Source organism: Caballeronia humi, assembly GCF_001544475.1.
Taxonomy (GTDB): domain Bacteria; phylum Pseudomonadota; class Gammaproteobacteria; order Burkholderiales; family Burkholderiaceae; genus Caballeronia; species Caballeronia humi.
Genome location: NZ_FCNW02000021.1, coordinates 25,831 through 50,230 on the forward strand (window position 1 = coordinate 25,831; position 24,400 = coordinate 50,230).

Annotated in this window: 21 protein-coding genes and 1 pseudogene; 11 read left to right on the forward strand and 11 right to left on the reverse strand. The window is 63.6% G+C overall.

Translation table 11 applies throughout. The features are described 5' to 3' along the window. Positions 1 to 12: 12 nt before the first annotated feature. Positions 13 to 948, reverse strand: a complete 936-nt coding sequence (locus AWB65_RS19175) for a TauD/TfdA dioxygenase family protein (RefSeq protein WP_087668706.1) — start codon at positions 946 to 948, stop codon at positions 13 to 15. Positions 949 to 1,172: 224 nt separating this feature from the next. On the opposite strand from AWB65_RS19175, the gene AWB65_RS19180 reads away from it, so the two are divergent. The 8 genes from AWB65_RS19180 to AWB65_RS19215 all read left to right on the forward strand — a co-directional run bounded on the left by AWB65_RS19180 (position 1,173) and on the right by AWB65_RS19215 (position 8,857). Beyond that, entirely contained in the window at positions 1,173 to 1,850 is a 678-nt protein-coding gene (locus tag AWB65_RS19180; protein WP_087668642.1) for an alpha/beta hydrolase, read from the forward strand. A 13-nt stretch (positions 1,851 to 1,863) separates the two neighbouring features. Next, on the forward strand, positions 1,864 to 3,486 hold the full coding sequence (locus AWB65_RS19185; protein WP_087668643.1) for an ATP-binding protein: 1,623 nt from the start codon (positions 1,864 to 1,866) through the stop codon (positions 3,484 to 3,486). A gap of 146 nt (positions 3,487 to 3,632) precedes the next feature. Then, positions 3,633 to 4,652, forward strand: a complete 1,020-nt coding sequence (locus AWB65_RS19190) for an AAA family ATPase (RefSeq protein WP_087668644.1) — start codon at positions 3,633 to 3,635, stop codon at positions 4,650 to 4,652. A 15-nt stretch (positions 4,653 to 4,667) separates the two neighbouring features. Further along, entirely contained in the window at positions 4,668 to 5,537 is an 870-nt protein-coding gene (locus AWB65_RS19195) for a DUF58 domain-containing protein (RefSeq protein ID WP_087668645.1), read from the forward strand. Continuing rightward, a complete protein-coding gene (locus AWB65_RS19200; RefSeq protein ID WP_087668646.1) occupies positions 5,534 to 6,415 on the forward strand; it encodes a hypothetical protein in 882 nt (293 codons plus the stop codon). The genes AWB65_RS19195 and AWB65_RS19200 overlap by 4 nt, the downstream gene beginning before the upstream one ends. Next, the gene (locus AWB65_RS19205) at positions 6,412 to 7,410 is read left to right on the forward strand and encodes a vWA domain-containing protein (RefSeq protein ID WP_087668647.1); all 999 of its coding nucleotides are present in this window, start codon (positions 6,412 to 6,414) and stop codon (positions 7,408 to 7,410) included. The genes AWB65_RS19200 and AWB65_RS19205 overlap by 4 nt, the downstream gene beginning before the upstream one ends. After that, a complete protein-coding gene (locus AWB65_RS19210) occupies positions 7,407 to 7,949 on the forward strand; it encodes a hypothetical protein (protein WP_087668648.1) in 543 nt (180 codons plus the stop codon). The genes AWB65_RS19205 and AWB65_RS19210 overlap by 4 nt, the downstream gene beginning before the upstream one ends. Further along, positions 7,946 to 8,857 (forward strand): vWA domain-containing protein, encoded by a 912-nt coding sequence (locus AWB65_RS19215; protein ID WP_087668649.1) that lies wholly within the window; start codon positions 7,946 to 7,948, stop codon positions 8,855 to 8,857. Before AWB65_RS19210 ends, AWB65_RS19215 begins: the two co-directional genes overlap by 4 nt. A gap of 816 nt (positions 8,858 to 9,673) precedes the next feature. Here the strand turns inward: AWB65_RS19215 and AWB65_RS19225 are convergent. Further along, a pseudogene (locus AWB65_RS19225) lies at positions 9,674 to 9,874 on the reverse strand (DDE-type integrase/transposase/recombinase); the annotation flags it as partial. Between the two features lie 228 nt (positions 9,875 to 10,102). Between AWB65_RS19225 and AWB65_RS19230 the strand changes: the two are divergent. Both AWB65_RS19230 and cls read left to right on the forward strand, forming a co-directional pair. Next, positions 10,103 to 10,729, forward strand: coding sequence for a 4'-phosphopantetheinyl transferase family protein (locus AWB65_RS19230; protein ID WP_125474154.1), 627 nt, complete (start codon positions 10,103 to 10,105; stop codon positions 10,727 to 10,729). 126 nt (positions 10,730 to 10,855) lie between these two features. Further along, positions 10,856 to 12,118: a cardiolipin synthase gene (gene cls / locus AWB65_RS19235; protein WP_087668652.1), complete on the forward strand. Its 1,263-nt coding sequence runs from the start codon at positions 10,856 to 10,858 to the stop codon at positions 12,116 to 12,118. Positions 12,119 to 12,489: 371 nt separating this feature from the next. Here cls and AWB65_RS19240 read toward each other — a convergent pair whose 3' ends face one another. The 5 genes from AWB65_RS19240 to AWB65_RS19260 form a co-directional block, all read right to left on the reverse strand. Beyond that, positions 12,490 to 14,454: a beta-galactosidase gene (locus tag AWB65_RS19240; RefSeq protein ID WP_087668653.1), complete on the reverse strand. Its 1,965-nt coding sequence runs from the start codon at positions 14,452 to 14,454 to the stop codon at positions 12,490 to 12,492. 36 nt (positions 14,455 to 14,490) lie between these two features. Beyond that, positions 14,491 to 15,342, reverse strand: a complete 852-nt coding sequence (locus AWB65_RS19245; RefSeq protein WP_087668654.1) for a carbohydrate ABC transporter permease — start codon at positions 15,340 to 15,342, stop codon at positions 14,491 to 14,493. Between the two features lie 18 nt (positions 15,343 to 15,360). Beyond that, positions 15,361 to 16,266: a carbohydrate ABC transporter permease gene (locus tag AWB65_RS19250; RefSeq protein ID WP_087668707.1), complete on the reverse strand. Its 906-nt coding sequence runs from the start codon at positions 16,264 to 16,266 to the stop codon at positions 15,361 to 15,363. A 61-nt stretch (positions 16,267 to 16,327) separates the two neighbouring features. Beyond that, on the reverse strand, positions 16,328 to 17,581 hold the full coding sequence (locus AWB65_RS19255; RefSeq protein ID WP_087668655.1) for an ABC transporter substrate-binding protein: 1,254 nt from the start codon (positions 17,579 to 17,581) through the stop codon (positions 16,328 to 16,330). 82 nt (positions 17,582 to 17,663) lie between these two features. After that, complete coding sequence (locus tag AWB65_RS19260; RefSeq protein WP_087668656.1) at positions 17,664 to 18,803, reverse strand: ABC transporter ATP-binding protein; 1,140 nt, start codon at positions 18,801 to 18,803, stop codon at positions 17,664 to 17,666. A 196-nt stretch (positions 18,804 to 18,999) separates the two neighbouring features. On the opposite strand from AWB65_RS19260, the gene AWB65_RS19265 reads away from it, so the two are divergent. Beyond that, on the forward strand, positions 19,000 to 20,022 hold the full coding sequence (locus AWB65_RS19265) for a LacI family DNA-binding transcriptional regulator (RefSeq protein ID WP_087668657.1): 1,023 nt from the start codon (positions 19,000 to 19,002) through the stop codon (positions 20,020 to 20,022). Between the two features lie 6 nt (positions 20,023 to 20,028). On the opposite strand, the gene AWB65_RS19270 is transcribed toward AWB65_RS19265, so the two are convergent. From AWB65_RS19270 to AWB65_RS19285, 4 genes are read right to left on the reverse strand one after another with little or no spacing between them, the layout of a single operon-like run. Next, positions 20,029 to 20,856: an ABC transporter permease gene (locus tag AWB65_RS19270; RefSeq protein ID WP_087668658.1), complete on the reverse strand. Its 828-nt coding sequence runs from the start codon at positions 20,854 to 20,856 to the stop codon at positions 20,029 to 20,031. 12 nt (positions 20,857 to 20,868) lie between these two features. Continuing rightward, positions 20,869 to 22,122, reverse strand: a complete 1,254-nt coding sequence (locus tag AWB65_RS19275) for an ABC transporter permease (RefSeq protein WP_087668659.1) — start codon at positions 22,120 to 22,122, stop codon at positions 20,869 to 20,871. A gap of 43 nt (positions 22,123 to 22,165) precedes the next feature. After that, positions 22,166 to 23,212: an extracellular solute-binding protein gene (locus tag AWB65_RS19280; RefSeq protein WP_087668660.1), complete on the reverse strand. Its 1,047-nt coding sequence runs from the start codon at positions 23,210 to 23,212 to the stop codon at positions 22,166 to 22,168. A gap of 41 nt (positions 23,213 to 23,253) precedes the next feature. Continuing rightward, the gene (locus AWB65_RS19285; protein ID WP_087668661.1) at positions 23,254 to 24,396 is read right to left on the reverse strand and encodes an ABC transporter ATP-binding protein; all 1,143 of its coding nucleotides are present in this window, start codon (positions 24,394 to 24,396) and stop codon (positions 23,254 to 23,256) included. Positions 24,397 to 24,400 lie beyond the last annotated feature (4 nt).

Sequence of the window (24,400 nt, forward strand, 5' to 3'; positions counted from 1 at the left end):
AGGCAAAGGTTGTTACGTGCGCGTCGAACGCGAGACTGTGCGGCTCGTGCGGCCGTCGATGCTGACCGGCACGTCGCCGCTCACCGTCGCGCGGCGCACGACGCGGTGCGCATCGGCGTAATCGGCGACGGCATAGTGCTGCGTTGCGCGGTTGTCCCAGATCGCGACGTCGCCTTGCGTCCAGCGCCAGCGCACGGTGTTCTCGAGACGCGTAACGTGGTCCTGGAAGAGTTCGAGCAGGCGATCGGAATCATGCTGCGACAGCCCGACGAAGCGCTGCACGAAATGCCCGAGCACGAGGCTGCGCTCGCCCGTCTCCGGATGCACGCGCACGACCGGATGTTCGGTCTCGTAGAGCGTCGAGGTGAACGCCTTGCGATATTCGAGTTCCGCGTCGGTGGCGGGCGTCGCGCGGGTCGCGGCGTAGTCGTAAGCGTTCGAATGCACGGCCCAGAGCGTATCGGCAAGGTTGCGCAGCGGCTCCGGCAGGTGCTGGTAGGCGGCGACCGTATTGGCCCACACCGTGTCGCCGCCGGCCGGGGGAATCACGACGCCGCGCAGGATCGAAATCTTCGGATACGCATCGACGAACGTGACGTCGGTGTGCCACGAGTTCGCGCGCGTGCCGTGCTTCGAGTCGAGTTCGAGCAGACGGCTGCCGCTTGCCACCGATGCCACCGTCGGATGCGCGACGGTCTCGCCGAAGCGCGCGGCGAAGGCTTCCTGAGCGGCGTCGTCGAGGTGCGACTGGCCGCGGAAGAACAGCACCTTGTGCTCAAGCAGCGCGGCGTTGATGGCGCCGATGGTGGCGTCGTCGAGTTTGGCGTCAAGCGCCACGCCGCGTACTTCGGCACCGATGCGCCCGCCTACCGGACGAACCTGCAATTGCGGTTGCTCGGGCGATCGTTGTGCCGTGGACGGATGCGAAAGAGTGGCTGTGCCGGTCATGCGGATCTCCGTTTGGGTCGATTTTGTGGGGAGTCGTTCGCGGAAGACTGCTTCGCGATCGATGCATTGAAGCATCCACTGCGACCCGATCCAACGAAGCGATTCGACTATGCTTTTCATGTGAAGGGTCGATGGCATATGGGGGTTCGAGGTCTCTTCCCCCTAGTGCGATCATCGTGATATATTAAATATCAACGCTTCAGCGGACTTCAATCAGGGCCTCAATGTTCGATCCATCGCTACTCGGCCGACTTTCCTTCACTCCCGCCGATCCGGTCAAAAGCCCGCTGCCGCCGGGCCGCAACCGTCTCGGCATCGCCGATGAGCGCGACGCCGTGCTCTACGTTCCATCCGCACTCGATACGAATCGGCCGGTGCCGCTTTTCGTGATGTTTCATGGCGCGGGCGGTTTCCCGGAAAAAGTGCTGCCGTTCATCGAAGAACACGCCGAGCGCGAGAAATTCCTGATTCTTGCGTCGCACTCGATGTATCCGACCTGGGATATCGTGGTAGGCGGCAGCGGCCCGGATCTGGAGCGGTTGCAGCGGGCGCTCGTGGAAGTGACGTCGCGTTATTCGGTAGCGCCGGATCATCTGGCGTTTGCCGGATTCTCGGACGGAGCGAGCTATGCGCTCTCGATCGGCATTACCAACGGGGACATCGCGAGTCACGTGATCGCGCTATCGGGCGGTTTCATGTCGGTCTTCACGCAGGAGGGCGCGCCGAAGGTCTTCATCGCGCACGGCTTGAGCGACGAGCAACTGCCTGTCGAGACGAGCGCGCGCGTGAACGTGCAGAAGCTGAAGGCAGCGGGCTACAACGTGCGCTACATCGAGTTCAACGGGCCGCATGCGATCCAGCCGGCTATCGTGAGCATGGCAATCCAGTTCTTCCTCGACTAGCGGGAGTGCATGAATGGATTTTGAAATACCGGAATCGCTGGTTCATCCGCTCCTCGCGATGATCGAATCGGGCTCGCCGCTCGCACGGCAACTGCATGAGCATGGCGCGTGTCACGGCAGGATGATGGTGTCGAGCGCGCTGTTCGATTCGAGGTCGCTCAACACGCTCTACTCGCTGAGCCGCGCGAACAACGAGAGTGCGCTGATGTTCCAGATGCTCGCGCTCGACAACATCCACAACGCGCCGCAGGCCCGGACGATTCCGTCGCTGGAGCATGTGGTGCCGGGCCTCATTGCGTATCTCGCGCGCGATGCGATCGACGGCTGGCTCTATTGCCGCGCGAAAGACGCCACGCTGCTGCCGTGGCTCGTGCACCGCATGCGATACGTCGAGCCGGATCAGGGCGCGCCGTATGTCGTCATCGACATGCTGGCGAACACGATGCAGGCGGCCAACTCGCCGCGCGCCGACCCGCACATGCGCCACGCGGGCATGACGACCTCGCTCGTGATCTACCGTCACGACATCGTCGATCGCACGATTCCGGAGTTGCTCGCGGAGTTCGGCTTCTACAAGGAATGCGCGGAGTTCAAGCGCGAATACGAACGGCAGGCAGAGCGCTTCGTGAGGTTTCAGCCGCGCTTCGGCGGGCAGTTCGTCGTATCGAAGGCGGCTTTCACGATCGATGCAAAGGGCGTCGCCGAACTGACGCGCATCGTCGATGGCGTGAGCGCGAAGTGCGTCAACGACGAGGAGACGCTCGAGCGCCGCTTCCAGTTGACGGCCGACGCCGGCTTCTGGCGTGCGGCGAACATCGAGAGCGGCTTCGACGCGATCCCGCTGCATTGCTACCTCTGCCTGTTTCATCTGGAGTGGCATCGGCCTGTCTGGGCGCATGTGGCGCACGTCGCCGAGTATCGCTATCAGGCCGAACTGCGCGACAAGCTGGTGCTGCCGGTCCACCATCGCGACCTGATCGACATCCTCACGTCGAAGAGCGAGGTGCTCGTGCAGGACTTCGTCGCGGGCAAGTCGGGCGGCACGACGATCCTTTGCCAGGGCGCGCCCGGTCTCGGCAAGACGCTGACCGCCGAGGTCTATTCGGAGGTGGTCGGCAAGCCGCTGTATCGCGTGCATTCGGGGCAGCTCGGGACGACGGCGGCGTCGGTCGGCGCGACGCTGTCGGGCATCCTGCAGCGCGCGGTGCGCTGGGACGCGATCCTGCTGCTCGACGAAGCCGACGTTTATATCCGACGCCGCGACAACGATCTTGAGCACAACGCGATCGTGGCGGAATTCCTGCGCACGCTGGAGTACTTCAACGGCCTGCTGTTCATGACGACCAACCGCATCGACGATGTCGACGATGCGATCCTGTCGCGCTGTATCGCGAAAATTCAGTACGAGATTCCGCCCGCGGCCGATGCGATCCGTCTGTGGAAACTGCTCGCCGGGCAACTGGGCGCGGACCTCGATGACGGCCTGATCGACATGCTGACGGCTGCGTATCCGAACGCGAGCGGACGGGATATCAAGGAACTGCTGAAGCTGACGACGCGCTATTGCCGCGCCAGGCAAATCCCGCTTTCGGAGGATGCGTTCAGGATGTGCGCGAGGTTTCGCGGGCATGCGTGAGGCGGGTTTCAGAGTGTGTCACCGTTAAGTTTGCGATTACGTGACACTCTGTGCTTTCCTGGCGCGCGCGACGGGCTTCTCACGCCGGCCGCATCGACTGGCATGACACTTGCCTGTCAGCTTGGCCGCTGACAGGGAGAAGCCCGATGTTGTCTGACGAAGCGTTGCAGGACTGGCGCAGCAACGCGCTGCAGCTCGAAGCGGCGGTTGCGCAGGCGGTCATCGGCCAGCCGCAGGTGACGCGCCTCATCACCGTGGCGCTCTTCGCGCGCGGACATGTGCTGCTCGAAGGCGACGTCGGCGTCGGGAAGACCACACTGCTGCGTGCGTTCGCCCGGGCGATCGGCGGCGAGTTCGAGCGCGTCGAGGGCACCATCGACCTGATGCCAGGCGATCTCATCTATCACACCTATGTCGATGCCGAGGGCGCGCCGCGCATCGATCCCGGCCCGCTGCTGCGTCATGGCGAGCGCCTCACGACGTTCTTCTTCAACGAGATCAACCGCGCGCGGCCGCAGGTGCAATCGCTCCTGCTGCGCGCAATGGCGGAGCGTTCCGTGTCCGCGTTCAATCGCGAGCATCACTTTCCGCACATGACAGTGTTCGCGGATCGCAACAAGGTCGAGAAGGAAGAGACCTTCGAGCTGGCGTCCGCCGCGCGCGACCGCTTCATGTTCGAGCTGAACATGACGACGCCACCCGAGCCCGCGATCCGCAGCCGCCTCGTCTTCGATCCGCATTTCCATGACGTCGATACGGTGCTGGAACAGGTGCCTGACGGGATGTTCGCGTGGCGCGAGTTGAACGCGGCGGCGGCGTCGATCCAGCGCAGCGTGCGCGCGAGTGAAACCATCGAACGATACGTGCTGCAACTCTGGGAAGCGACCGAACGGCCGTCGCAATACGGCATCGTGCTCGACGACGTCGATATGGACCGGCTCGTACTGGCCGGCGCGAGTCCGCGCGGAATGAGCGCGCTGGTGCGCGCCGCGCGCGTGGTCGCGTGGCTTGCGGGACGCACGCACCTGATCCCGGAGGACATTCACGCGGTGTTGCCGGCGGCGCTCGGTCATCGCGTGTTCTTCACGCCGATCTATGAACTGCGCCGCGCGGAACTCGCCGACGCGCTCGCGCAGGCGATCATGCTGCGCGTGGCCGCGCCCTGACGCGGCGGCTGCGCGATGAGCCCGGCTCAGGAATTCCACTATCGGATGCCGTCGCAGGTGCACGGCTATCGTCCGGGATCGCATCACGGTTCGAGCATCGGCGGCGGACAGGCCTTCGCGACCCACGCACGCCTCTTCGATCACCCCGATCCGCGTCGCCTCGATCTGCGCGCCAGCTTGCGGCATCCGGGGCGCGAGTGGCTCGTGCGGCTGCATCGGCAGCGCTCGGCAGTAACGGTGCATGCGCTGGTGGACGTATCGGCATCGATGAGGTTCGGCTCGGCGCGCACCAAGCTCGACATTGCCGGCGATTTCGTCGATTCGCTGGGACGCAGTGCGTTTCGCGTGGGCGACCCGGTTGGCATGCTCGCATTTGATACTGCGTTGCGCGATGAACTGATGATGCCTCCGCGTCGTCATCGAGGCGCGGGCGCGGCGATGCGCGCGTTGTTGCATGAAGGGAGCAGGCTGGCAGCGCGACGCGGCGGCAGCGGTGCGGCTGGACTGCGGCACGCGGCGGAACGACTTGGCGGCCGCGAAGGAATCGTGTTCGTCGTATCCGACTTTCACTGGCCACTCGATACCTTGCGCGGTTCGTTCGAGCTAATGGCTCCCGCGCTCGTCGTGCCGCTCGTCGTGTGGGATCCGGTCGAACTGGAAGCGCCATCGCGCAACGCGCTCCTGATGGTGCGCGATGCGGAGTCGCAGGAGCGGCGCGCGTTGTGGATGCGCCCCGCGCTGCGCATGCAATGGCGCGATGCGGTCCAGCATCGGCGCGCGCAGATCGATGAGTTGTGCCGCGCGCACGGCGTGCGTCCGCTGTATCTGAGCGGAACGTTCGATCCGGAGGCGCTGTCGCGATACTTCCTGGAGATGGCCGGATGATCGCGCGATGGGTCATCGTGATTGCCTTGATGGCGCTTCTGCCTCACGCGTTCGCGCAGCAATCGGCCGTCGCGACGACCGAGCAGCCGCGCAGTTTCGGCTACGTGCTCGGCGACGTGATGACGCAGCGCGTCTTGCTGCGCGCGGGCGGTCGACCGTTCGAACCGTCTGCGTTGCCGCCGCTGGAGCGCACCGGGGCGTGGCTCACGCGACGCGCGGCTGCGATCGAAACGGACGGCGCCGGGAACCGATGGCTCGTGCTCGAATATCAGGTGATCAACGCGCCGCAGACGCTCACTGCAATCGCGTTGCCTGCTGTGACGCTGATCAATAGCGCGTCCGGCGGCGCGGCACTTAGCGTTGCCGCATGGCCGGTGAGCGTGGCGCCGCTGACGCCTCGCAGCGCCTTCGCACAAGGCGCGCTGCAACCATTGCAGCCTGACCGGCAGCCCTCGCTGCTGCCGACGGCACCGCTGCAGAGGCGCTTGACTGTGTCGCTAGCGGCACTGGCGTTTGTCGCGTTCGCGTGGCTCGGATGGTGGTTGTGGCGCAATCGTCTCGATGCCTGCCAGATGCCTTTCGCGCGTGCGTGGCATGTGCTGAAGCGATTCGATCCGGCCCAGGTCGATCACGATTCCGACGCTTGGCGCCAAGTCCATCGCGCACTGAACGATGTCGCCGGTCAAGCTCTCCATCCGGGCACGCTCGACGCTCTATTCGTCCGCGCGCCATATCTTGAACCGATGCGCGCGCAGCTCGAACGCTTCTACGCGCACTCCGGCGAGCGGTTTTACGCCCTCGCGCCGGCGCGCGAGCGGTATCGGCTGCTGGACTTGTGCCGCGATTTGCGCCGCCTCGAAAGGCGCCATCGACGATGACCGCCTCGTTCGGTTTCGCCTCGCCGTGGATGCTTGCGCTGCTTCCGCTTGCGTTGTTACCGCTCGCACCGCGCAGCAGCGACACGCTGCTGTACTCGCACGTCGCATGGTTGCCGCGTGACCGGCTGGGTCATGCCGCCGGCATCGCACTGCGTGTGCTCGCGGTGGTCACGATGCTGTTGATCGTGATCGGACTCGCCGATCCCCGCGAGACGGAAAAAGCGGTGACGCGTGTCGCGCGAGGCGCCGAGATCATGGTGCTGATGGACCGGAGTTCGAGCATGGATGCGTTCGTTCCGCCGAAGAGCGTCTATGCGGCGGGCGCGATGGCGGGCGGCGAGTCGAAGAACGCGTCGGCGCGAGAGGTGCTCACGCGCTTCATCGAGAAACGCGGCAGCGACCGCGTCGGGTTCATGATGTTCGGCACGAGCCCGCTTCTCGTCTTGCCGCTTACCCGCGACAAGGAGGCGATCCGGAGCGCCGTGGCCAGCACCGGCATCGGACGGGGGATGCCGGATACGCGGCTCGATCGCGGGCTGCTCGCGGCCATCGGCCAGTTCGAACGGCGCGACTACAACGGCAATCGCGTGATCATCCTCGTCTCGGATGGCGGCGCGCATATCGATGCGCCGATGCGCTCGCGTATCGCGATGGGGCTCGCGCGCGAACGCATCACGGTGTATTTCATCTATCTGCGCAGCAGCGCGAACAGCACCGATCTGAACGCGATCACACCGGCCGACGAGTCGTCCGAGGAGGTCGAATTGCATCGCTATTTTCAGTCGCTGAAGACGCCTTATCGGCTTTACCAGACCGACGATTCGAGCGCGATGGCGGCGGCGATGGCAGAAATCGATGCGCAGCAGAATTTTCCGGTTTCGTACGTCGAGCGTGTGCCCGAGAGAAGCCGCGGTACGTCGTTTTTTGCTCTGGCGTTGGCCGGCTGTGCGCTGCTGTTTGCGTTGCGATTTGCATTGTTGCGGAGTTGGTCATGAGGCGGCGCGTCGTTCATGCGGGGTTCGCGGCGGCTGTGCTTTGTTGCGCCGCCTGGGCTGGATTCGAAGGCTGGCGTCTCGTCGATGCACAACGGAGCAATGCGGCTGTGATGCGTGCGGGTGCTGCGTCGGGTGTCGTCGGTCAATCGCCACGTGTGAAGCTTGCGCAAGCGGTTGCTCTATCGAAGGCAGGGCAGCGAGACGCGGCAGCGAAGCTCTACGAAGGGCTCATCACTAGCGCCGATCCTGACGAGATCGGGCGGGCCGCGCTATTTGATCTTGCGAACATGTATCTGCGCGAAGCGATCGCCGTGGGCGCGGGCAATCCGATCGCGTCGGCGCCGCTTGTCGAGCTTGCGAAGAATCGTTATCGCGAGTTGCTCCGCGCGAAACCCGACGACTGGGACGCACGCTATAACCTCGAACGCGCGCTGTGGCTGCAACCTGAGAGCGCGCAGGCTTTCGACGACGGACGCGAACCTTACGAGGTACGCCGCATGATCAAGGTGCCGGACGTCGCGCTTGGGGATTTGCCGTGACCGTCACGGCAGCGCTTCGGCAATGGGCGCTTGCTGTCGCGCTCGTATTGCTTGCGGCCGCGCTATGGATGCCCGGCGTGCGGTTGATACGCGACCGCTTCGATTACGTCGTGACCTTCGACATCACGCAAAGCATGAATGTCGAGGACGTGATGCTGGACGGCGTGCGCACGAGCCGCCTCGTCTATGCGCGCGAGGCGATGCGTCGAGCGTTGCGGCGGATGCCGTGTGGGTCGAGAGTCGGATGGAGCGTGTTCACTGGCACACGATCGCTGCTGTTGCTGGAACCGCTGGAAGTATGCGAACACTACGATGCGCTCGCGACATCGCTCGACGGAATCGACGGACGAATGCGTTGGGCCAACGCGAGCCGTATCGCGAACGGGGGACTGTTTTCGGCGATCCACCAGGCGAAGCAGATGGGGGACCACGTAGCGGTGGTTTTCGTGACCGACGGACAAGAGGCGCCTCCGCGGCCGCTGTCCGATACGTCGATGCCGGGGATTACACCGGGAGAAGTTCGCGGGTGGCTGATCGGTGTCGGTGGCGATCAGCCAGCGCCGATTCCGAAAACCGATAGCGACGGCCGGCCCGCGGGGTTCTGGCTCGCAAGCGACGTCGTGCAGACGAGCGCGATGTCGTCCGCGCAACGGGGCGAAGTGAGTCATGAGGAACTGTCGGCGCTGCGAGGCGGGTATTTGAAGACGCTTGGTGGGCAGACGGGGCTGGAGTATCGGGCTTTGCCGACAGCGGAGGCGCTGGGGGATGCGTTGCTCGATTCGCGGTTTGCGGAGCGGGTTGGCTCGACGGTGGATGTCCGCTGGTGTGCTGCGTTGGGGGCTCTCGTCATGCTCGTCGTGGTGTTTTTGCCGGATTTTCGCGGGGTAGGTGCACCGACGCGTCGATAGCGGGTGGCGTCCTTCTGCGGTGTTCGCCGGCATAAGGGGGAAAACCGCCGCGTTTGGTCTTCATTCGGACTGTTGGGTCGCCGCATACAGCGGCATTTGCAAGCGTTGTTTTCCACCCGGCACTTGTCCCGATTCTGCTTTTTTGGCCGGACGCAATCCTTCTGCTCGATGTCCTTTATTTTCAAAGTTTTAGTCTGGATTAGAGGTGGTCGTCGACCGGAATTGGCATAGCCAGTGCACTAATGCCACGGGGCAACGACGACCGCTTTAAAACCATCAACAGTTCATCGTGGGTTCCAAGATCGTGTTGTTCGCTTAAGCGTCTCTGTCAACGCGCTTAAGGCCCGATATTCAACCGCCCTCCTGGAGTCATCATGAAAACGATATCTATCTCTGCTCTCCTGGCTGCAAGCGCTTTGGCGCTGCCAATGCCCGTCTTCGCGGGCGATTATGGTGATCACCCTGATAGGGTCGATGGAAGTGCGCCAGCATCGCAACCGGTTCAGACCGCTCATCGGGCTCACGCGAAAGCCGCGAGCGGGAATCATGGCGATGTCGGAGGGGACGAATCGGTCAGGACGCAATCCGGCCGACGTGCTCCTGCCGACAGCATCGATGCGATGTACCGTGGAGGGTGATGGCGGTTCTGGCGGGGCGAATTACGCAAGTCCCGAGGCGGCTGGGTACTCGACTTTAGCTGCGCGATTCACAGACATCGTTTCGCTTTTTGCGCTGCTGATTCTTTCGTGGACGGGCATGGTTTGCCAGGGCATGAGCCTGCTGAAGAAGCAATCGCGATGTCTGTGAATCGCACACCTTAGCTGCGGCCTTGTCGCGACGCTTCTGCAGCAGGATATCGGGTTCGGCACCGTGCTGATCAACGGCCCGCCACAACAGAGAAGGCTCGCCGCGCAAGGTCACAAACACTTCGTCCAGATGCCACGTGGTGCCCGGCTTCACGCGATGGGCAATGCCCGCGCCAAGTTTGTCGCACCAGCGCCGAATCGCGGACAGAGACCCGGCCCCTGTGTTTCACCTAAGTCTCATCGCGCAGACTCCCAACGACGGCGCCCAAAAATTTCATCGCGCTTACAGCAAGGCGCGCACATCGCCAGCGACGACATACCAGGCTCGCGCCGCGCCACCTCCCACAGCATCGGCGGTCGCCGGCTCCGATCCATCATTCGAATGACCACACGCCCCGATACACCGACGCGCCCGGCAAGCGAGTCCGTCGAATGGAGAGTGCATCCGCTCGCTCAATCGCATGTGGGCGGCGCCCGCATTCCCGCGGCCCACGAGCTTTTCATCTGGCGACTCCCCGGCGCCTGGCGGCAGATCTCCGCGACCAACATAGGTCAATGGCTCTCCAGTGCGGAGCGCACCCGCATCAAGGCGCGTCCCTACGCGACCCACAGCAAGCGATTCGGCCTTGCCAGGGCCGCATTGCGGCTGGTGGTGTCGCAGATGCTCGTCTGCGAGCCCGGAGGGATTGTTTTCGACGAGTTCCCTGACGACCGTCTCGTCGTCACTCATCCGCCTCATGGAAGGCCGCTCGCCGTGGATTACAGGCAGGCTGGCATCTGGACCGTGATCGCAGCCAGCGGGACACCGGTGGGTGTCGGGCTGGTCAACCCGCTGCAAATGGATACGTCGCCCGCGCTCACGCTTTCACCGCCACCACACGACGATCCGATCGAGGATGCGCACCGGATAAGCCTCGAACGAGCAAAGCGATGCGGACTCGCAATGCCGACCGTTTCCAAAGACGTATGGCATAGCCTCGAACTCCCGATGCCCGGTTCGATTCAAGCCGTGGTAACCACCCAGCAGCCGATCACCCGCGTCGAAGCGTTCGGATGGCAGGGCTGAGGCTGCGCCGTCGGAAAACGCCGCGATAAGATGCAGCAGACGCTTCCAGGCGCGAAACATGCTGCTCCACACCGCCCAAGTCGACGTTGCGCCCTCCAACATCACCAGCAAGGCACAGGAACGAGCATGCTGACCATCGTCATCACTGCGCTTGTCACGCTTGTCATCGTACTGATCGCCGCGAATCTGATCAGCGGCGAGAAGCAGATCGAGCACAACATCGAGCGCCTCTACGCAAGCGACGACCCGCAGTTCCCCCGCTCGATGAGCCTGCTGCTCGGTCCGCCCGTCGTTTCCGGCAATCGCTTCGAGGTGCTCCTGAACGGCGACGAAATCTTCCCGTCGATGCTTGCGGGCATTCGCTCTGCGCAGAAAACCATCACGTTCGAAACGTTCATTTACTGGTCAGGCGAGATCGGCGAGCAGTTCGCCGCCGCGCTTGCAGACAAGGCACGTTCGGGCGTCGCGGTGCACGTGCTGCTCGACTGGGTTGGATCGTCGAAGATGGACAAGCGTTATCTGCAGATGCTGCGCGAAGCCGGCGCCGACGTGATCCAGTATCACAAGCCCCGCATCTCCGGCCTCGGCCGGATGAACGATCGCACGCACCGCAAACTGCTCGTGATCGACGGACATACCGGATTCACGGGGGGCGTCGGCATCGCGGAGGAGTGGACCGGCCACGCCCAGGACGAAAAACACTGGCGCGATACGCATTTTCGGGTGGAAGGCCCGGTCGCCGGGCACATGCAGGCCGTCTTCATGGACAACTGGATCAAGGCGACCGGCGACGTGCTGCACGGACCCGATTACTTTCCGGAGATCGCTCCGGCGGGCGACGGCGTCGCGCACATGTTCAGCAGTTCGCCCTCGGGCGGCAGCGACGACATGCAGCTCATGTATCTGATGGCGATCACCGCGGCGACGCACACGATTCATCTGGCGAGCGCGTATTTCGTGCCGGACAAGCTCACGATCAATGCGATTGTCGAGGCGACGCGCCGCGGCGTGAAGGTGCAGATCGTGACGCCGGGCAAGCACATCGACACGCACACGGTGCGCGAAGCGTCGCGCGCGGGCTGGGGTGACCTGCTGAAGGCTGGCGTGGAGATTCACGAATACCAGCCGACGATGTTTCACTGCAAGCTGCTGATCGTCGATGAATTGCTGGTCTCGGTGGGATCGACCAATTTCGACAACCGCTCGTTCAAGCTCAACGACGAAGCGAACCTGAACATCTACGATCGCGATTTCGCCAAGGCGCAGATTGCCATCTTCGCCGACGACATCAAACGGTCGAAGCGCATCACGCTCGATGACTGGAATCGCCGGCCGCTGATCGAGAAGCTCATCGAGCGCACTGTCGCGCTGCTCGACCCGCAGCTTTGAGCGCCGGACGCTAGCGGTAAACCCTTCCTACGTTCGCGTGTAGCCTTCATGCGGGTTTGCGAGGCTGAACCGGCTGGGCACACTACGGAAACGTCGGAAAGCGCGGAGTGCCTTCTACCTCTCGCGTTTCCGCCGTCATCCAGTCAACGTTGGGGCAAGGCAGACGTTTCCGCCAGCTTCCGACGCTCACGCCCGGAGGATCGCCATGTACATCGGACTGCTAGTCTCGCAACGTCGGCCGGCGCAGGAATATAGCCCACACCATGCCGACATGCCTCCCCCGGATACTGAGCGCGCGCGCCGCATCGCGAAGCTGTGGGAAATGATTCGAGTCGCGTTTTACAGGCTCGTGTGACGGGTGCAGCCAGGGCTCACGCTTCGGTCCAGGCGCACACGTCACCTGTCGAAAGCAGAGCTTCGCCGAGCACGAACCTCGCATTCGACGGCGCCGGCGCGTATTGCGTCGTCGCGCTGAAATTGAACGCGAACGTTACCTCGCCGCGACGACGCGTGCGCAGTCCTTCCGGCAACGCCTGCACAGCGACACCCGCATCGCCTGCCGCCTGTCGCAGCAGCGTGCGATGCAGCGAATGCGTGAGCCACGCGGCCACGTAGCGAACGCGGCCATGACTCACGATCGCAGGCCACCCGTCCGCGAAACGCGCTTCTACTTGCGCTTCACCGTTCGCGCGAACGTGCTCGCGCCAATGCAACGCGATGCCGCTTTCCCCGCTCATCCATAGCGAAGGCTGCAACGTCGGCCGCAACGATTCGACTTCGAGCACCTGCATCGGCAGCACGTGCTGCAAGGCGCCTGGCGGAAGATTGCCGGGAATCGAGAACGCGCCGGTCTTCGAGCCGCTACGCGGGCCGAAGACCCACTGCGCGGAACTGCTTTCGATCTGCCGGACGAGTGCATCGTCGATCACGGCGATGCTCGGTACCACCACCAGCTTGTAGCCGGAGAGATCCGCCTTTGCCGAAACAATATCGACATCGATCCCGAGCTCGCGCAGCGCCTCGTAGTAGTCGAAGGCGAGCGTCTGATAGTCGAAGGCCGTGCCATGCCGCTGGATCTCGAACATCCACTGCGTTTCGTAGTCAAACACGACCGCGACCTGCGCGGGCGCGGCGGCCGGCAAGTCTTTAAGCACATCGGACGCCGCTATTTCTGCCGCAGCGCGCCGCACTTCGATACCGCCCGGGGACAACTCGTTGTTCGGCAGATGAAGCCCCGAATGCATCTGCTCCTGTGCATACGGGCACTGGCGCCAGCGGAAATACGACACGAGTTCCGCACCGTGCGCAAACGCTTCGAAAGCCCAGAGCCGCACCATGCCGGGCGCGGGGACCGGATTGAACGGCGCCCAATTTACAGGCCCCGCCTGCTGCTCCATCACCCAGAAGCGCCCGCCGCCGATGCCGCGATACCGGTCGTGATCAAACGCGGATACATCCGGATGCGAGGTACGCGCGTAACGCGCCTTCTGCTCCTCAGGCAGCGCAATCGATTCGGTGCGCGCGATCGGATAGCTGTCCCAGGCCGCGACGTCGATGCTCTTATTCGCGGCGAAGCGATAGTGATCGAAGGTGGTGAAGAAGCCCATGAAGTTGTGCAGCATGTCCGCGTTCGGCGCGAAACGGCGCAGGACGTCGATCTGCTCGCGATGAAAGCTCGCCACTTCGTCCGACATGAAGCGCCTGAAGTCGAGCAGGTGGATCGGGTTTGCGTCGGTGGGCGTGAGGTTCGGCAAGCCGATCGCATCAAAGGACGGGTACTCCATGCTCCAGAAGACGTTGCCCCACGCCTCGTTCAACCGATCGACGGTTTCATGACGGCGTTCGAGCCACGCCTGGAAGCGCTTCAGTGCGGCCGGCGAGTAGCTCGGCACGGTGTCATGGCAGCCGAGTTCATTGTCGGTCTGCCACGCTACGATCGACGGATGCCGCCCGTAGCGCTCCGCCATCGCGCTGACGATGCGCACGCATTCCCGCCGATACGTCTCGCTCGAAATGTCGTAGTGACGGCGCGAGCCGAAGTTCCAGCGCGTGCCATCGGCGCGCACGGGCAGCACGTCCGGATGCGCATCGATCAGCCACTTTGGCGGGGACGCGGTCGGCGTGCCGAGCACGAGCTTGAGTCCGGCCCCAGCGAGCGTTTCGATGGCTTCGTCGAGCCAGCCCCACACATACTGGCCCGCGCGCGGTTCCATCCGGCTCCATGCAAATTCCGCTATCCGCACGTGTGTGATGCCGAGTTCGGCCATGCGTTGCGCGTCGTCGGCCCACATCGAGCGGGGCCATTGTTCCGGGTAGTAGCAAACACCGAGTTGCATTAAAAGTCTCGCTCGTAAGTGAAAGTAAGGGGGCGTTCAGCCCTTGCTCGCGCCGAAGGTCAGGCCGGCGACGAAGTGCTTTTGCATCGCGAAGAACATCAGCACCGAAGGCAGCGCGGCAAGCACGGAGCCTGCGGCGACGAGGTTCCAGGCGGTCGTCCATTGCCCCTTGAGTGCGGCGACGCCTACCGTGATCGGCGCGGCTTCGTCGCCTTGCGTGAGGCACAGTGCCCAGAAGTAGTCGTTCCAGACGAACGTAAAGACGAGGATGCCGAGCGCCGCGAGCGCCGGCCGGATCAGCGGCAGCACGATTTGCCAGTACACCGTCCATTCGCTTGCACCTTCCACGCGCGCCGCCTCGATCAGTTCGAACGGCAACTGCTTGATGAAATTGCGCAGGAAGAGGGCGCAAAACCCCGTCTGGAACGACACGTGAAAGATCACCATCGCCCACACCGTGTTGAAGAGGCCGAACTTGAGCGCCATGTCGCGAACCGGGATCATCAGGATCTGGATCGGCACGAAGTTGCCCGCGACGAATGCGAACAGCACGGCCGTATTGCCGGGGAAACGATAGGTCGCGAGCGCGAAGCCCGCCATCGAAGCGAGCACGATCGCGCCGAGCACGGAAGGCACCGTGATCAGCACGCTGTTCGCGAAGTAGTGCAGCATCGGCGTCTGCGTGAGCGCGGCGCCGTAGTTGTCAATCAGCGCGAAATGCCTGGGCCAGGTCCAGTAGTCACCGTGGCTCAGTTCATCGGATGAGCGGATCGAGGTCAGCAGCACGGCGAGCATGGGTAGCAGCCAGATCACGAGCGCGATCGGCAACGAGAGCTTGTACAGCGTGCGATTGAGCGGTTTCCACCGTTCGACGGGAAGCGGATACATGAATGGACTCCCTGTAATTCAGCGTTCTTCGCGCAGCATGCGGCGCAGGTGGAACACGATGTAGACGAGCATGATCGCGAAAAGCACCACGGCAATCGCCGCCGAATAGCCTTCGCGGTAGTACTTGATCGCCTGGTCGTACATGTAATAGGCCAGCACGGTGGAGCTGTCGAACGGACCGCCGCCGCTCATCACCGCGATCAGGTCGAAGCTGCGCAGCGCGCCGATCACCGTGAGCACGACGGCCATGAACGTCGCGGGGCGCAACTGCGGCAGGATCACGTGCCACAGAAGACGCACGCCCTTCGCGCCTTCCATGCGCGCGGCCTCGACCACTTCCGGATTGATCGCGGTGAGGCCCGTGAGATACAGCACCATGCAGAACGGCGTCTGCGGCCAGAGTGCGGCGAAGATGATGCCGAACGTGACCGAGTGCGGATCGCCGAGCACGGGAATGCCATGACCGGTAATCAGTCGCAGGAGGCCGAACGTCGGATCGTAGAACCAGCTGAACACGAGTCCGACCACGACACCGGACAGCACGAACGGCGCGAAGAACAGCGACTTCACAAGACGCATGCCGCGCATCTGCTGGTTCAGATAGAGCGCGAACAGCAGGCCGAGCGGGGGCGCGAGCAGGAAGAACGCGAGCCAGAGCAGGTTGTTTTTCAGCGCCGTATAGAACGTGTCGGAGTGAAACAGTTCGATGTAGTTGTCGAAGCCGACGAAGGTCTTCGGCGTCATGCCGTCCCAGTTGTAGAAGCTGAGCGAAATGCTGCTGATGATCGAATAGATCACGCACAGGCTGAAGAGCGCGACACCCGGCAGCAGGAAGAAAAGTGCCGCTCGATTTTGATGGCGTCGCGTCGACGACGCGCGCCGCTGCTTTGCCGCCGGCAGGCGGCGCGCTAAGGAATGAGACATGGTCTGGCCTCTGCGGGAATCGAAGACGAGCGCCGGCGGATAGCGCCGGCGCCCCACGCGCTTACTTGTGATAGATGCGCTTGCGGGTCGCTTCGAGGCGTGCGAGCACGGTGTCGAGTTGCGACGGATCGCTATAGAACTGCTGCATCGCCTTCATGCCTTCGTCGGCCATTTCCTTCGTCATGTCGCGATCGTAGAACTGGGCGATCCCGCCTTTCGTGTTCGCGAGGATCTGGAACCCAACCTTCGAAATCGCGTCTTCCGGTTCGGCCGATTTGTTGTTCGACGGCAGTTGACCCCAGCCGCGTGCGAGATCGGCGTTGATCTCCGGCTGCTCCATGAACGCGAGCAGCTTGCGGGCATCGGCCTTGTTCTTCGCTTTCGCCGGGATCAGCAACACGTTGACGGGCCCGTCCTCGGCCATCGGCACCTTCGCGTCGATCACGGGGAACGGGAAGAAGCCCGTTTGCGGCCTGACTTGCGCGGGGATGCTCGCCGAGAAGAAGGTGCCCATCAGCATCATCGCGGCCTTGCCGTTCACGAGGAAAGGCGCGATCGAGTCGAGGTCGTACGACAGCGCGTTGTCGATGTAATAGTGATCGTCGATCAGCGTCTTCCACGCGGTGTAGACCTTCTTCACGCGTGCGTCGGTGTACGGGATTTCGCCCGACATCAGTTGCTGGTGGAACGCGTTGCCGTTGATGCGGAGATCGAGATAGTCGAACCAGGCGGCGAGCGTCCAGCTATCGCGCGCGGCGACCGCGATCGGTGCGACGCCGCTTGCCTTCAGCTTCTTGCAGGCATCGAGAAATTCGTCCCAGGTCTTCGGATCGCTCTTCACGCCGGCCTTGTCGAACAGGTCCTTGCGATAGAAGAAGCCGTACGCGTCGTAGCCGAGCGGTGCGGCGTACTGCTTGCCCTTGTACGTCGATGCATCTTTCACTGACGCATACTGCTGCGTCCAGCCGTTCTTGCTCCAGTCCGCCGACAGGTCTTCGAGCAGGCCGCGCTGCGCGTAGTACGCCATGCGTTCGCCGTTGTGCCACGAGACGACGTCGGGCGGATCGGTGGCGAGCCAGCCGCTCATCTGCACCTTGTACGCTTCCTCGGTGATATAGGTCACCTTGAGGTCGACGTCGGGATTGGCCTTCTTGAACTTGTCGAAGGCGTCCTGCCATGTCGAGCGCTGGTTGCCGCGCGCCGATACGTTGACGTTGAGCGTGCCGGCATCGGCTGCGGCGCTTATGAACACCGTGGCCAGCACGGCGGCGGCGGCCGACAGACGAGCCAGACGGCGAAAGCGGTTTGCGTTCATCTATGTCTCCTGGATTTGCTTTGCCCGGCAGCGCGCTGCCGCCGGTCGATTTGACCCGCTCTGCGGCGGGGTTGGAATTCGTTCAAGCGGCGATGCGCGCCGGTTCGGGCGCGGCGCGCCTGAGCGCGACGCCGTCCGCATCGAACAGATGGCAGGCGTCGGCGGGCACGTGCAGCGCGAGGCGTTCGCCGGGTCCGATCGTGGCGTCGCCGGGGGCCTTCGCGACGAGCACGCCGTCCGCGTGATCCGCGTGCACGTAGCTGTGTTCGCCGAGGCGCTCGGTGAGGGCCGTCACGCACTGGATCGACTGGCCGTCGCCTTCCATGCGCAGATGTTCCGGGCGGATGCCGAGCGTGACGGGCTGGCCGCGTTGCAGCCGCTCGCCCTCGACGTGAGCGACGAGCGTCTCGCCGCTCTTCGCCAGCTTCACCGTCACGCTGCCCGCGCCGATCGATTCGACGGCCGCATCGACGAAGTTCATGCGCGGCGAGCCAATGAAGCCCGCGACGAAGCGCGACTTCGGATGGTGATAGAGCGTGAGCGGCGCGCCGATCTGCGCGATGCTGCCGAAGCGCTCGGCATCGGCGCCTGCGTGCAGCAGCACGATCTTGTCGGCGAGTGTCATCGCTTCGACCTGATCGTGCGTCACGTAGACGACGCTCGAATTCGGGAACCGCTGATGCAGCCGCGCGATCTCGATCCGCGTCTGGCCGCGCAACGCCGCGTCGAGGTTGGAGAGCGGTTCGTCGAAGAGGAACACGCCCGGCTCACGCACGATTGCCCGGCCGATCGCGACACGCTGGCGCTGCCCGCCGGACAACGCCTTCGGACGACGGTCAAGCAGCGTTTCGAGTTGCAGGACGCGGGCGGCCTCGCGCACCTTCCGGTCGATGACGTCTTTCGGGGTTTTCGCGAGCTTCAGCCCGAACGCGATGTTCTCGAACACCGTCATGTGAGGAAAGAGCGCATAACTCTGGAAAACCATCGCGACGCCGCGCTCCGCCGACGGCACTTCGTTCATCACGCGGCCGTCGATGCGCAACTCGCCCTCGCTCATGTCCTCCAGTCCGGCGATGATCCGCAGCAGCGTCGACTTGCCACAACCCGACGGTCCAAGAAAGACACAGAACTCGTGGCGGGCAATATCGAGACTGAGACGGCGAATCACAGGCGCGTGTTCGCCATACGATTTCTGCACGTCAGAAAGCGTCACAGTAGCCATGCGGCCTCCAGAATTTAAGCGATTAAATTTGCGGAAAAAAGAAATGGCGAGCCCTTGCGTAGTGGGCATTTAATCGCTTAAATTGATGGCTGGAAAATGTAGTCACGACGGCGTCTCCTTTTCTGTTTCCGCAAAGTTAGCAACAGCGCGCCGCTGGCGCAACATTTGAAACACATTCCCTTTTATTGGGATATTGATGGTCACTCTCACAGAAGTCGCCAAGCGCGCGCGGGTCACGGCCGCAACCGTGTCCAACGTGCTGCGCAACCGCGAGAAGGTGCGCCCGGAAACGGCCGAACGCGTCCTGAAGGCAATCTCCGAACTCGGTTATCGGCCGAACCTCAACGCACGCGCGCTTGCGGAAGGACGATCGTCGACGCTGGCGCTGATGCTCTCGAACCTCTCGAACCCGTTCTATCCGGAGTTCGTGCTCGCCGCCGAGCGCGCCGCGCGCAAGGCGGGGCACTTCCTGATGGTCTGCAACACCGACGACGATGCCGAGATCGGCCGCGCGTATCTGAACCAGATCGCGGGGACCCTCGCCGACGGCGTGCTCGTGATGAACACCGACATCGCGATCAACGAACTGTGCATCTCGGCAATGCACAGCGCGCCGATCCTGCTGGCGATGTGGGAGCATCCCGAGGCGCCGCCCGCCTTGCCGTGCATCGCGGTGGACTTCGCGCGTGCGGGGGCGCTGGCCGCCGGGCATCTGCTGGAGCTTGGGCATCGCGAAATCGGCATGCTGGTCGGGGATGGCTGCGGAGGTTTGCAGGACGCACGCTCGAACGGGTTCAGGGCGGCGTTGCGCGAGGCGGGTGTCGAAACGGACACGAGCGCGGAACTGGTGGTGCGCGATTCAATCGATTCGGGCTATGCGGCGTGCATGCGCCTGATGGCGAGCAAGCCCAGCCTGACGGCGATCTTCGCCACCAACGACTTGCTCGCGATCGGCGCGGGGCAGGCGTTGATGTCGATGGGCCGCGCGATTCCGGGTGACGTATCCGTGATCGGCATCACGGACATTCAATTAGCCCATCAGGTGCATCCGGCGCTGACGACCGTCGCGATCAATACAACGGCGATCGCGGAGCTGTCCATCGAGCGGCTGATCCGACTGATCCAGCAGCCCTCGCAGGCGCCGGAAATGGTATTGGCGCCGCCGCCTGAGCTGGTCGTGCGCGCATCGACTGGCGTGCGGCGTTCGCGCGCGCGATGAGCGGGTTCAGACCACCGCCTGACTGGCCGCCGCCGCGCGCCCGCGCAGCCAGTTGATGCTCGCGAACAGCAACACGGCGAACACGATCAGCATCGTCGCGACCGCGAGGATCGAAGGATCGATGGAATCGCGGATGCCGCTCCACATCTGCCGCGGCACGGTTCGCTGATCCGGCCCGCCGATAAACAGAATGACGATCACTTCGTCGAACGAGGTCGCGAAGGCGAAGACGCTGCCCGTCGCGACCGCGGGCGTGATGAGCGGCAAGGTCACGCGGCGGAACGTGACCCACGGCGTCGCGCCGAGACCGGACGCGGCGCGCAACAGACTCTGATCGAACGACAGCAGCGACGCCGTCACGGTGATCACGACAAACGGCGTGCCGAGCGCCGCATGCGCGAGCACCACGCCCGGATACGAGTTCACGAGACCGAGCGGCGCAAAGATCAGATAGAAACCCGCAGCGACGACCACGATCGGCACGATCATCGGCGAGATGATGATCGGCATGATCAGCGAACGAAGCGGAAACTGCGTGCGGCTCAGGCCGAGCGCGGCGAGCGTGCCGAGGCAGGTAGCGATCAGCGTCGATGCCGCGCCGATACCGATGCTGTTCGCGAGCGAGCGCTGCCAGTCCGGGCTCGTCAACGCCTGCTCGTACCAGCGCATCGAAAAGCCCTGCAACGGATACGAGAAATACGATCCCGAATTGAACGACAGCGGGATGATCGCGAGGATCGGCGCGATCAGGAAGAACAGCACGAGTGCCGTATGCACGCGCACCCAGCGCGCGGCGATGCGTTCGGTCAGCACCCTGTTGCGTTTGTCTTGCATGCGTGCCTCCGTTCAGCCGAAACGCAACCGGTCGATGCCCACGATCCGGTTGAACAGAAAATAGAAAACCGCCGTGAAGATCACGAGGTACGCCGAGAGCGCGCCCGCAAGCCCCCAGTTGAGCTGCGTGTTCGTTTGTATCGCGATGAGCTGGCTGATCATCTCGTCGCCTGCGCCGCCGAGCAACGCGGGCGTGATGTAATAACCCAGCGCGAGCACGAAGACGAGAAAGCACCCCGCGCCGACACCCGGAAGTGTCTGCGGCACGTAGATGCGATAGAACGCCGTGAACGGATGCGCGCCTAGCGATTGCGCCGCACGCATATAGACGGGGGAGACGCTTTTCATGACCGAATAGATTGCGAGGATCATGTATGGCAAGAGAATATGCGTCATGCCGATCAGCACGCCGGTGCGGTTGAAGACGAGCGGCAACGGATGGCTCACGAGCCCGAGTCCCGACAGCACGCTGTTGATCACGCCGCCCGGTTGCAGCAGCACGTACCATGCGGTCGTGCGCACGAGTAGCGACGTCCAGAACGGCACGATCACGAAAAGCATCAGGCGGTTGCTGCTTTTTGCGGGCAGGTTGGCGAGCAGCCACGCAACCGGATAGCCGAGCACGAGACAAAGCAGCGTCACGGTGGCGCTGATCGATATCGTGCGCACGAATGCCGGGCGATAGACCGAGGCGTTCTCCGGCACGGATGCGATGGAGCCCGCGGGCGTCACCTGGGCATCGACGGCTGCGAGTACGTAATCGGGTGTCGGCGTTGCGGCAGCGCGCTTCAGCAATCTCCATATCTCGGGCGAATTCCAGCGCTCGTCGAGCTCGATCAACGCGGGCTTCCATGCCGGGGGCGCATCTGTCGGCAGGCCGCGCGCCGTGCGCATCAGGAGGCTGCGAAACTCGGGCTGGGCAAAGTTCAGACGACGCGCAACGGTGCCGAGCTGTCCGCTCTGCTGCGCCTGCCTGAGTCCCGAGGCGAGCAGGGCGAACGTACGCTCGTCCGGTACGCCACGCCCGTCCCAGGCATCGAGCGCGCGCGTGAGCGCGGGCATGCTTTCGGGCACTTCGCGGTTTTGCACGCTGCGCGCGAGCAGCAGCGCGATCGGCGCAATGAACGTGGACAGCAGGAACACGATCAGCGGCAGTGCAAGCAGCAGCGCCTGCATCGACGCACGGCGGCGTGCCTTTTGAAACGACTCGCGGCCGCCGGCTCTCGTCGGAGAGCCCGGGGCCGCGGCATGGGCCGAAGTGGGCATGGTGCTGGTCGCGGTCAAGGTGGGCTCTCGTCGAACGGTGGCGTTATTGCGTCAGCCAGACCTGAAAACGCTTGTTGATCTGGTCCGCGTTGTCGGCCCAGAAGTTCGCGTTGATCTGCACCGCGCGCTTGAAGTTGGCGGGCGCGGTTGGCAGGTCGGCGAGGCGCTGCTTGTCGACGAGCGGGATCGCGTCCTTGCGCGGCGGCGCGTACGCGATGTACTTCGAGAGATCCGCATAGCTCTTCGGTTGCGACGCCGCTACGATGAATTTCGTCGCCGTGTCCGCGTGTTTCGCGCCCGCGGGAATCGCCCACCACTCGAAGTCGTACACCTGCGCGTCCCACACGGCCTTGAACGGCTTGTTGTCTTTCTTCGCGGCGTCGTCGATGCGGCCGTTGTAGACCTGCGTCATCACTACCGCGCCATCGGCGAGCAGTTGCGGCGCCTGCGCACCCGCTTCCCACCACACGATGTTCTTCTTGATCGTATCGAGCTTCTTGAACGCGCGGTCGACACCGGCCGGCGTGCCGAGCACCTTGTAGACATCCTTCGGATCGACGCCGTCCGCGATCAGCGCCCACTCCATCGATACCTTCGGCGACTTGCGAAGCCCGCGCTTGCCGGGAAATTTCTCCAGGTCGAAGAAGTCGTTGACGGTGGTCGGCGCGGTTTTCATCTTGCTTGCGTCGTAGGCGTAGACGGTCGACCACACCATGCTCGCCACCGCACAATCGCTGATCGAACCGGGAATGAAATCGCTCGTTTTGCCGAGCAGCTTCTTGTCGAACTTCTTGAGCAGACCTTCGTCGCAGGCCGTGATCGCATCGTTCGTTTCGAGGTCGATCAGATCCCACGTCGTGTTCTTCGCCTGTTCCATCGCGGAGAGTTTCGCGAGACCGCCGTCATACGATTCGGTCGAGAAGGTGACGCCGGTCGCTTGCGTGAACGGATCGAAGTAGGCCTTCTTTGCGGCCGCCTCGTAGGCGCCGCCGAAGGTCACGACGGAGAGCGTCTCCGCTGCCTGAGCGTGGACGTTGGCGAGCGCGAGTACGGCGAGTGCGGCGCATTGGACTTTGATATTGGTGCGCATGTCGGTAGGCTCCTGCGGTAGCGTGTGTGTGTGAGAGGAAGTTACGCCGGTGTGACGGAATTGAGCGCGGACGCGCTACGTGAAGCGTTCATCGCGAGGATCTTGCAATCGTCGTGGCGCCAGGCGATGTCGATCGCGCTGCCGGGCGAGGGCAACGCGTGGCGTTGCGTATTGGGCAGCTTCACGACGATGTCATCGCGCGAACCAAGCTTCAGATGCACGCGATGATGGTCGCCGCAATAAACGAGTTCCTCGACGCGCGCGTGGACCACGTTGCTATGTTCATCGACGTGCGTGCCTTCCGCGCTCGGGATATGCGCGCGCTCGGGGCGCAGCGCGAGCATCGCTTCGTCGCCTGCGGAGAGGCCGAGTTCGCAGCGTCCGCGAATCACGCTGCCGTCCGATAGCGCGAGCGTCGCCCAGTCCTCGCTTGCGTTGACGACGCGTCCCTTCAAGCCGTTGTTCTCGCCGACGAAGTTCGCGACGAAAGCGTTCTGCGCGTTTTCATAGAGTTCGGTGGGCGTGGCGGCCTGCTGGATGCGGCCATCGGAGAACACGGCCACGCGGTCCGACATCGTCAGCGCCTCGGCCTGATCGTGCGTCACGTAGACGATGGTCAGCGAAAGCTCGCGATGCAGCCGCATGATCTCGTACTGCATGGTCTCGCGCAGGCGCTTGTCGAGCGCGCCGAGCGGCTCGTCCATCAGCACGACGCTCGGCTCGAACACGAGCGCACGTGCAAGCGCGACGCGCTGCTGCTGTCCACCCGACAATTGCGAAGGACGCCGGTTCGCAAGATGCGGCAACTCCACCATTTCGAGCGCACGCTTGACGCGCGCCTTCTGGTCGGTCCTGCTCACGCGCCGCACCGAAAGCGGAAAGGCCACGTTCTCCGCGATCGTCAGATGCGGGAAGAGCGCGTAGTTCTGAAACACCATGCCGATGTCGCGCAGATGCGGCGGCTTGTCGTCGAGACGCCGGCCGTCGAGGCGGATCTCGCCCTGCGTCGGCGATTCGAAGCCCGCCAGCATCATGAGAGTCGTCGTCTTGCCCGAGCCGGATGGTCCGAGCAGCGACAGGAACTCGCCCTTGCGAACGTCGAGGTTCAAGTCTTCGACGACATAGTGCGTGCCGTCGTACGACTTACTCACGCCCGAGAACGAAATGAAGGACTGGTTTGACATCGTG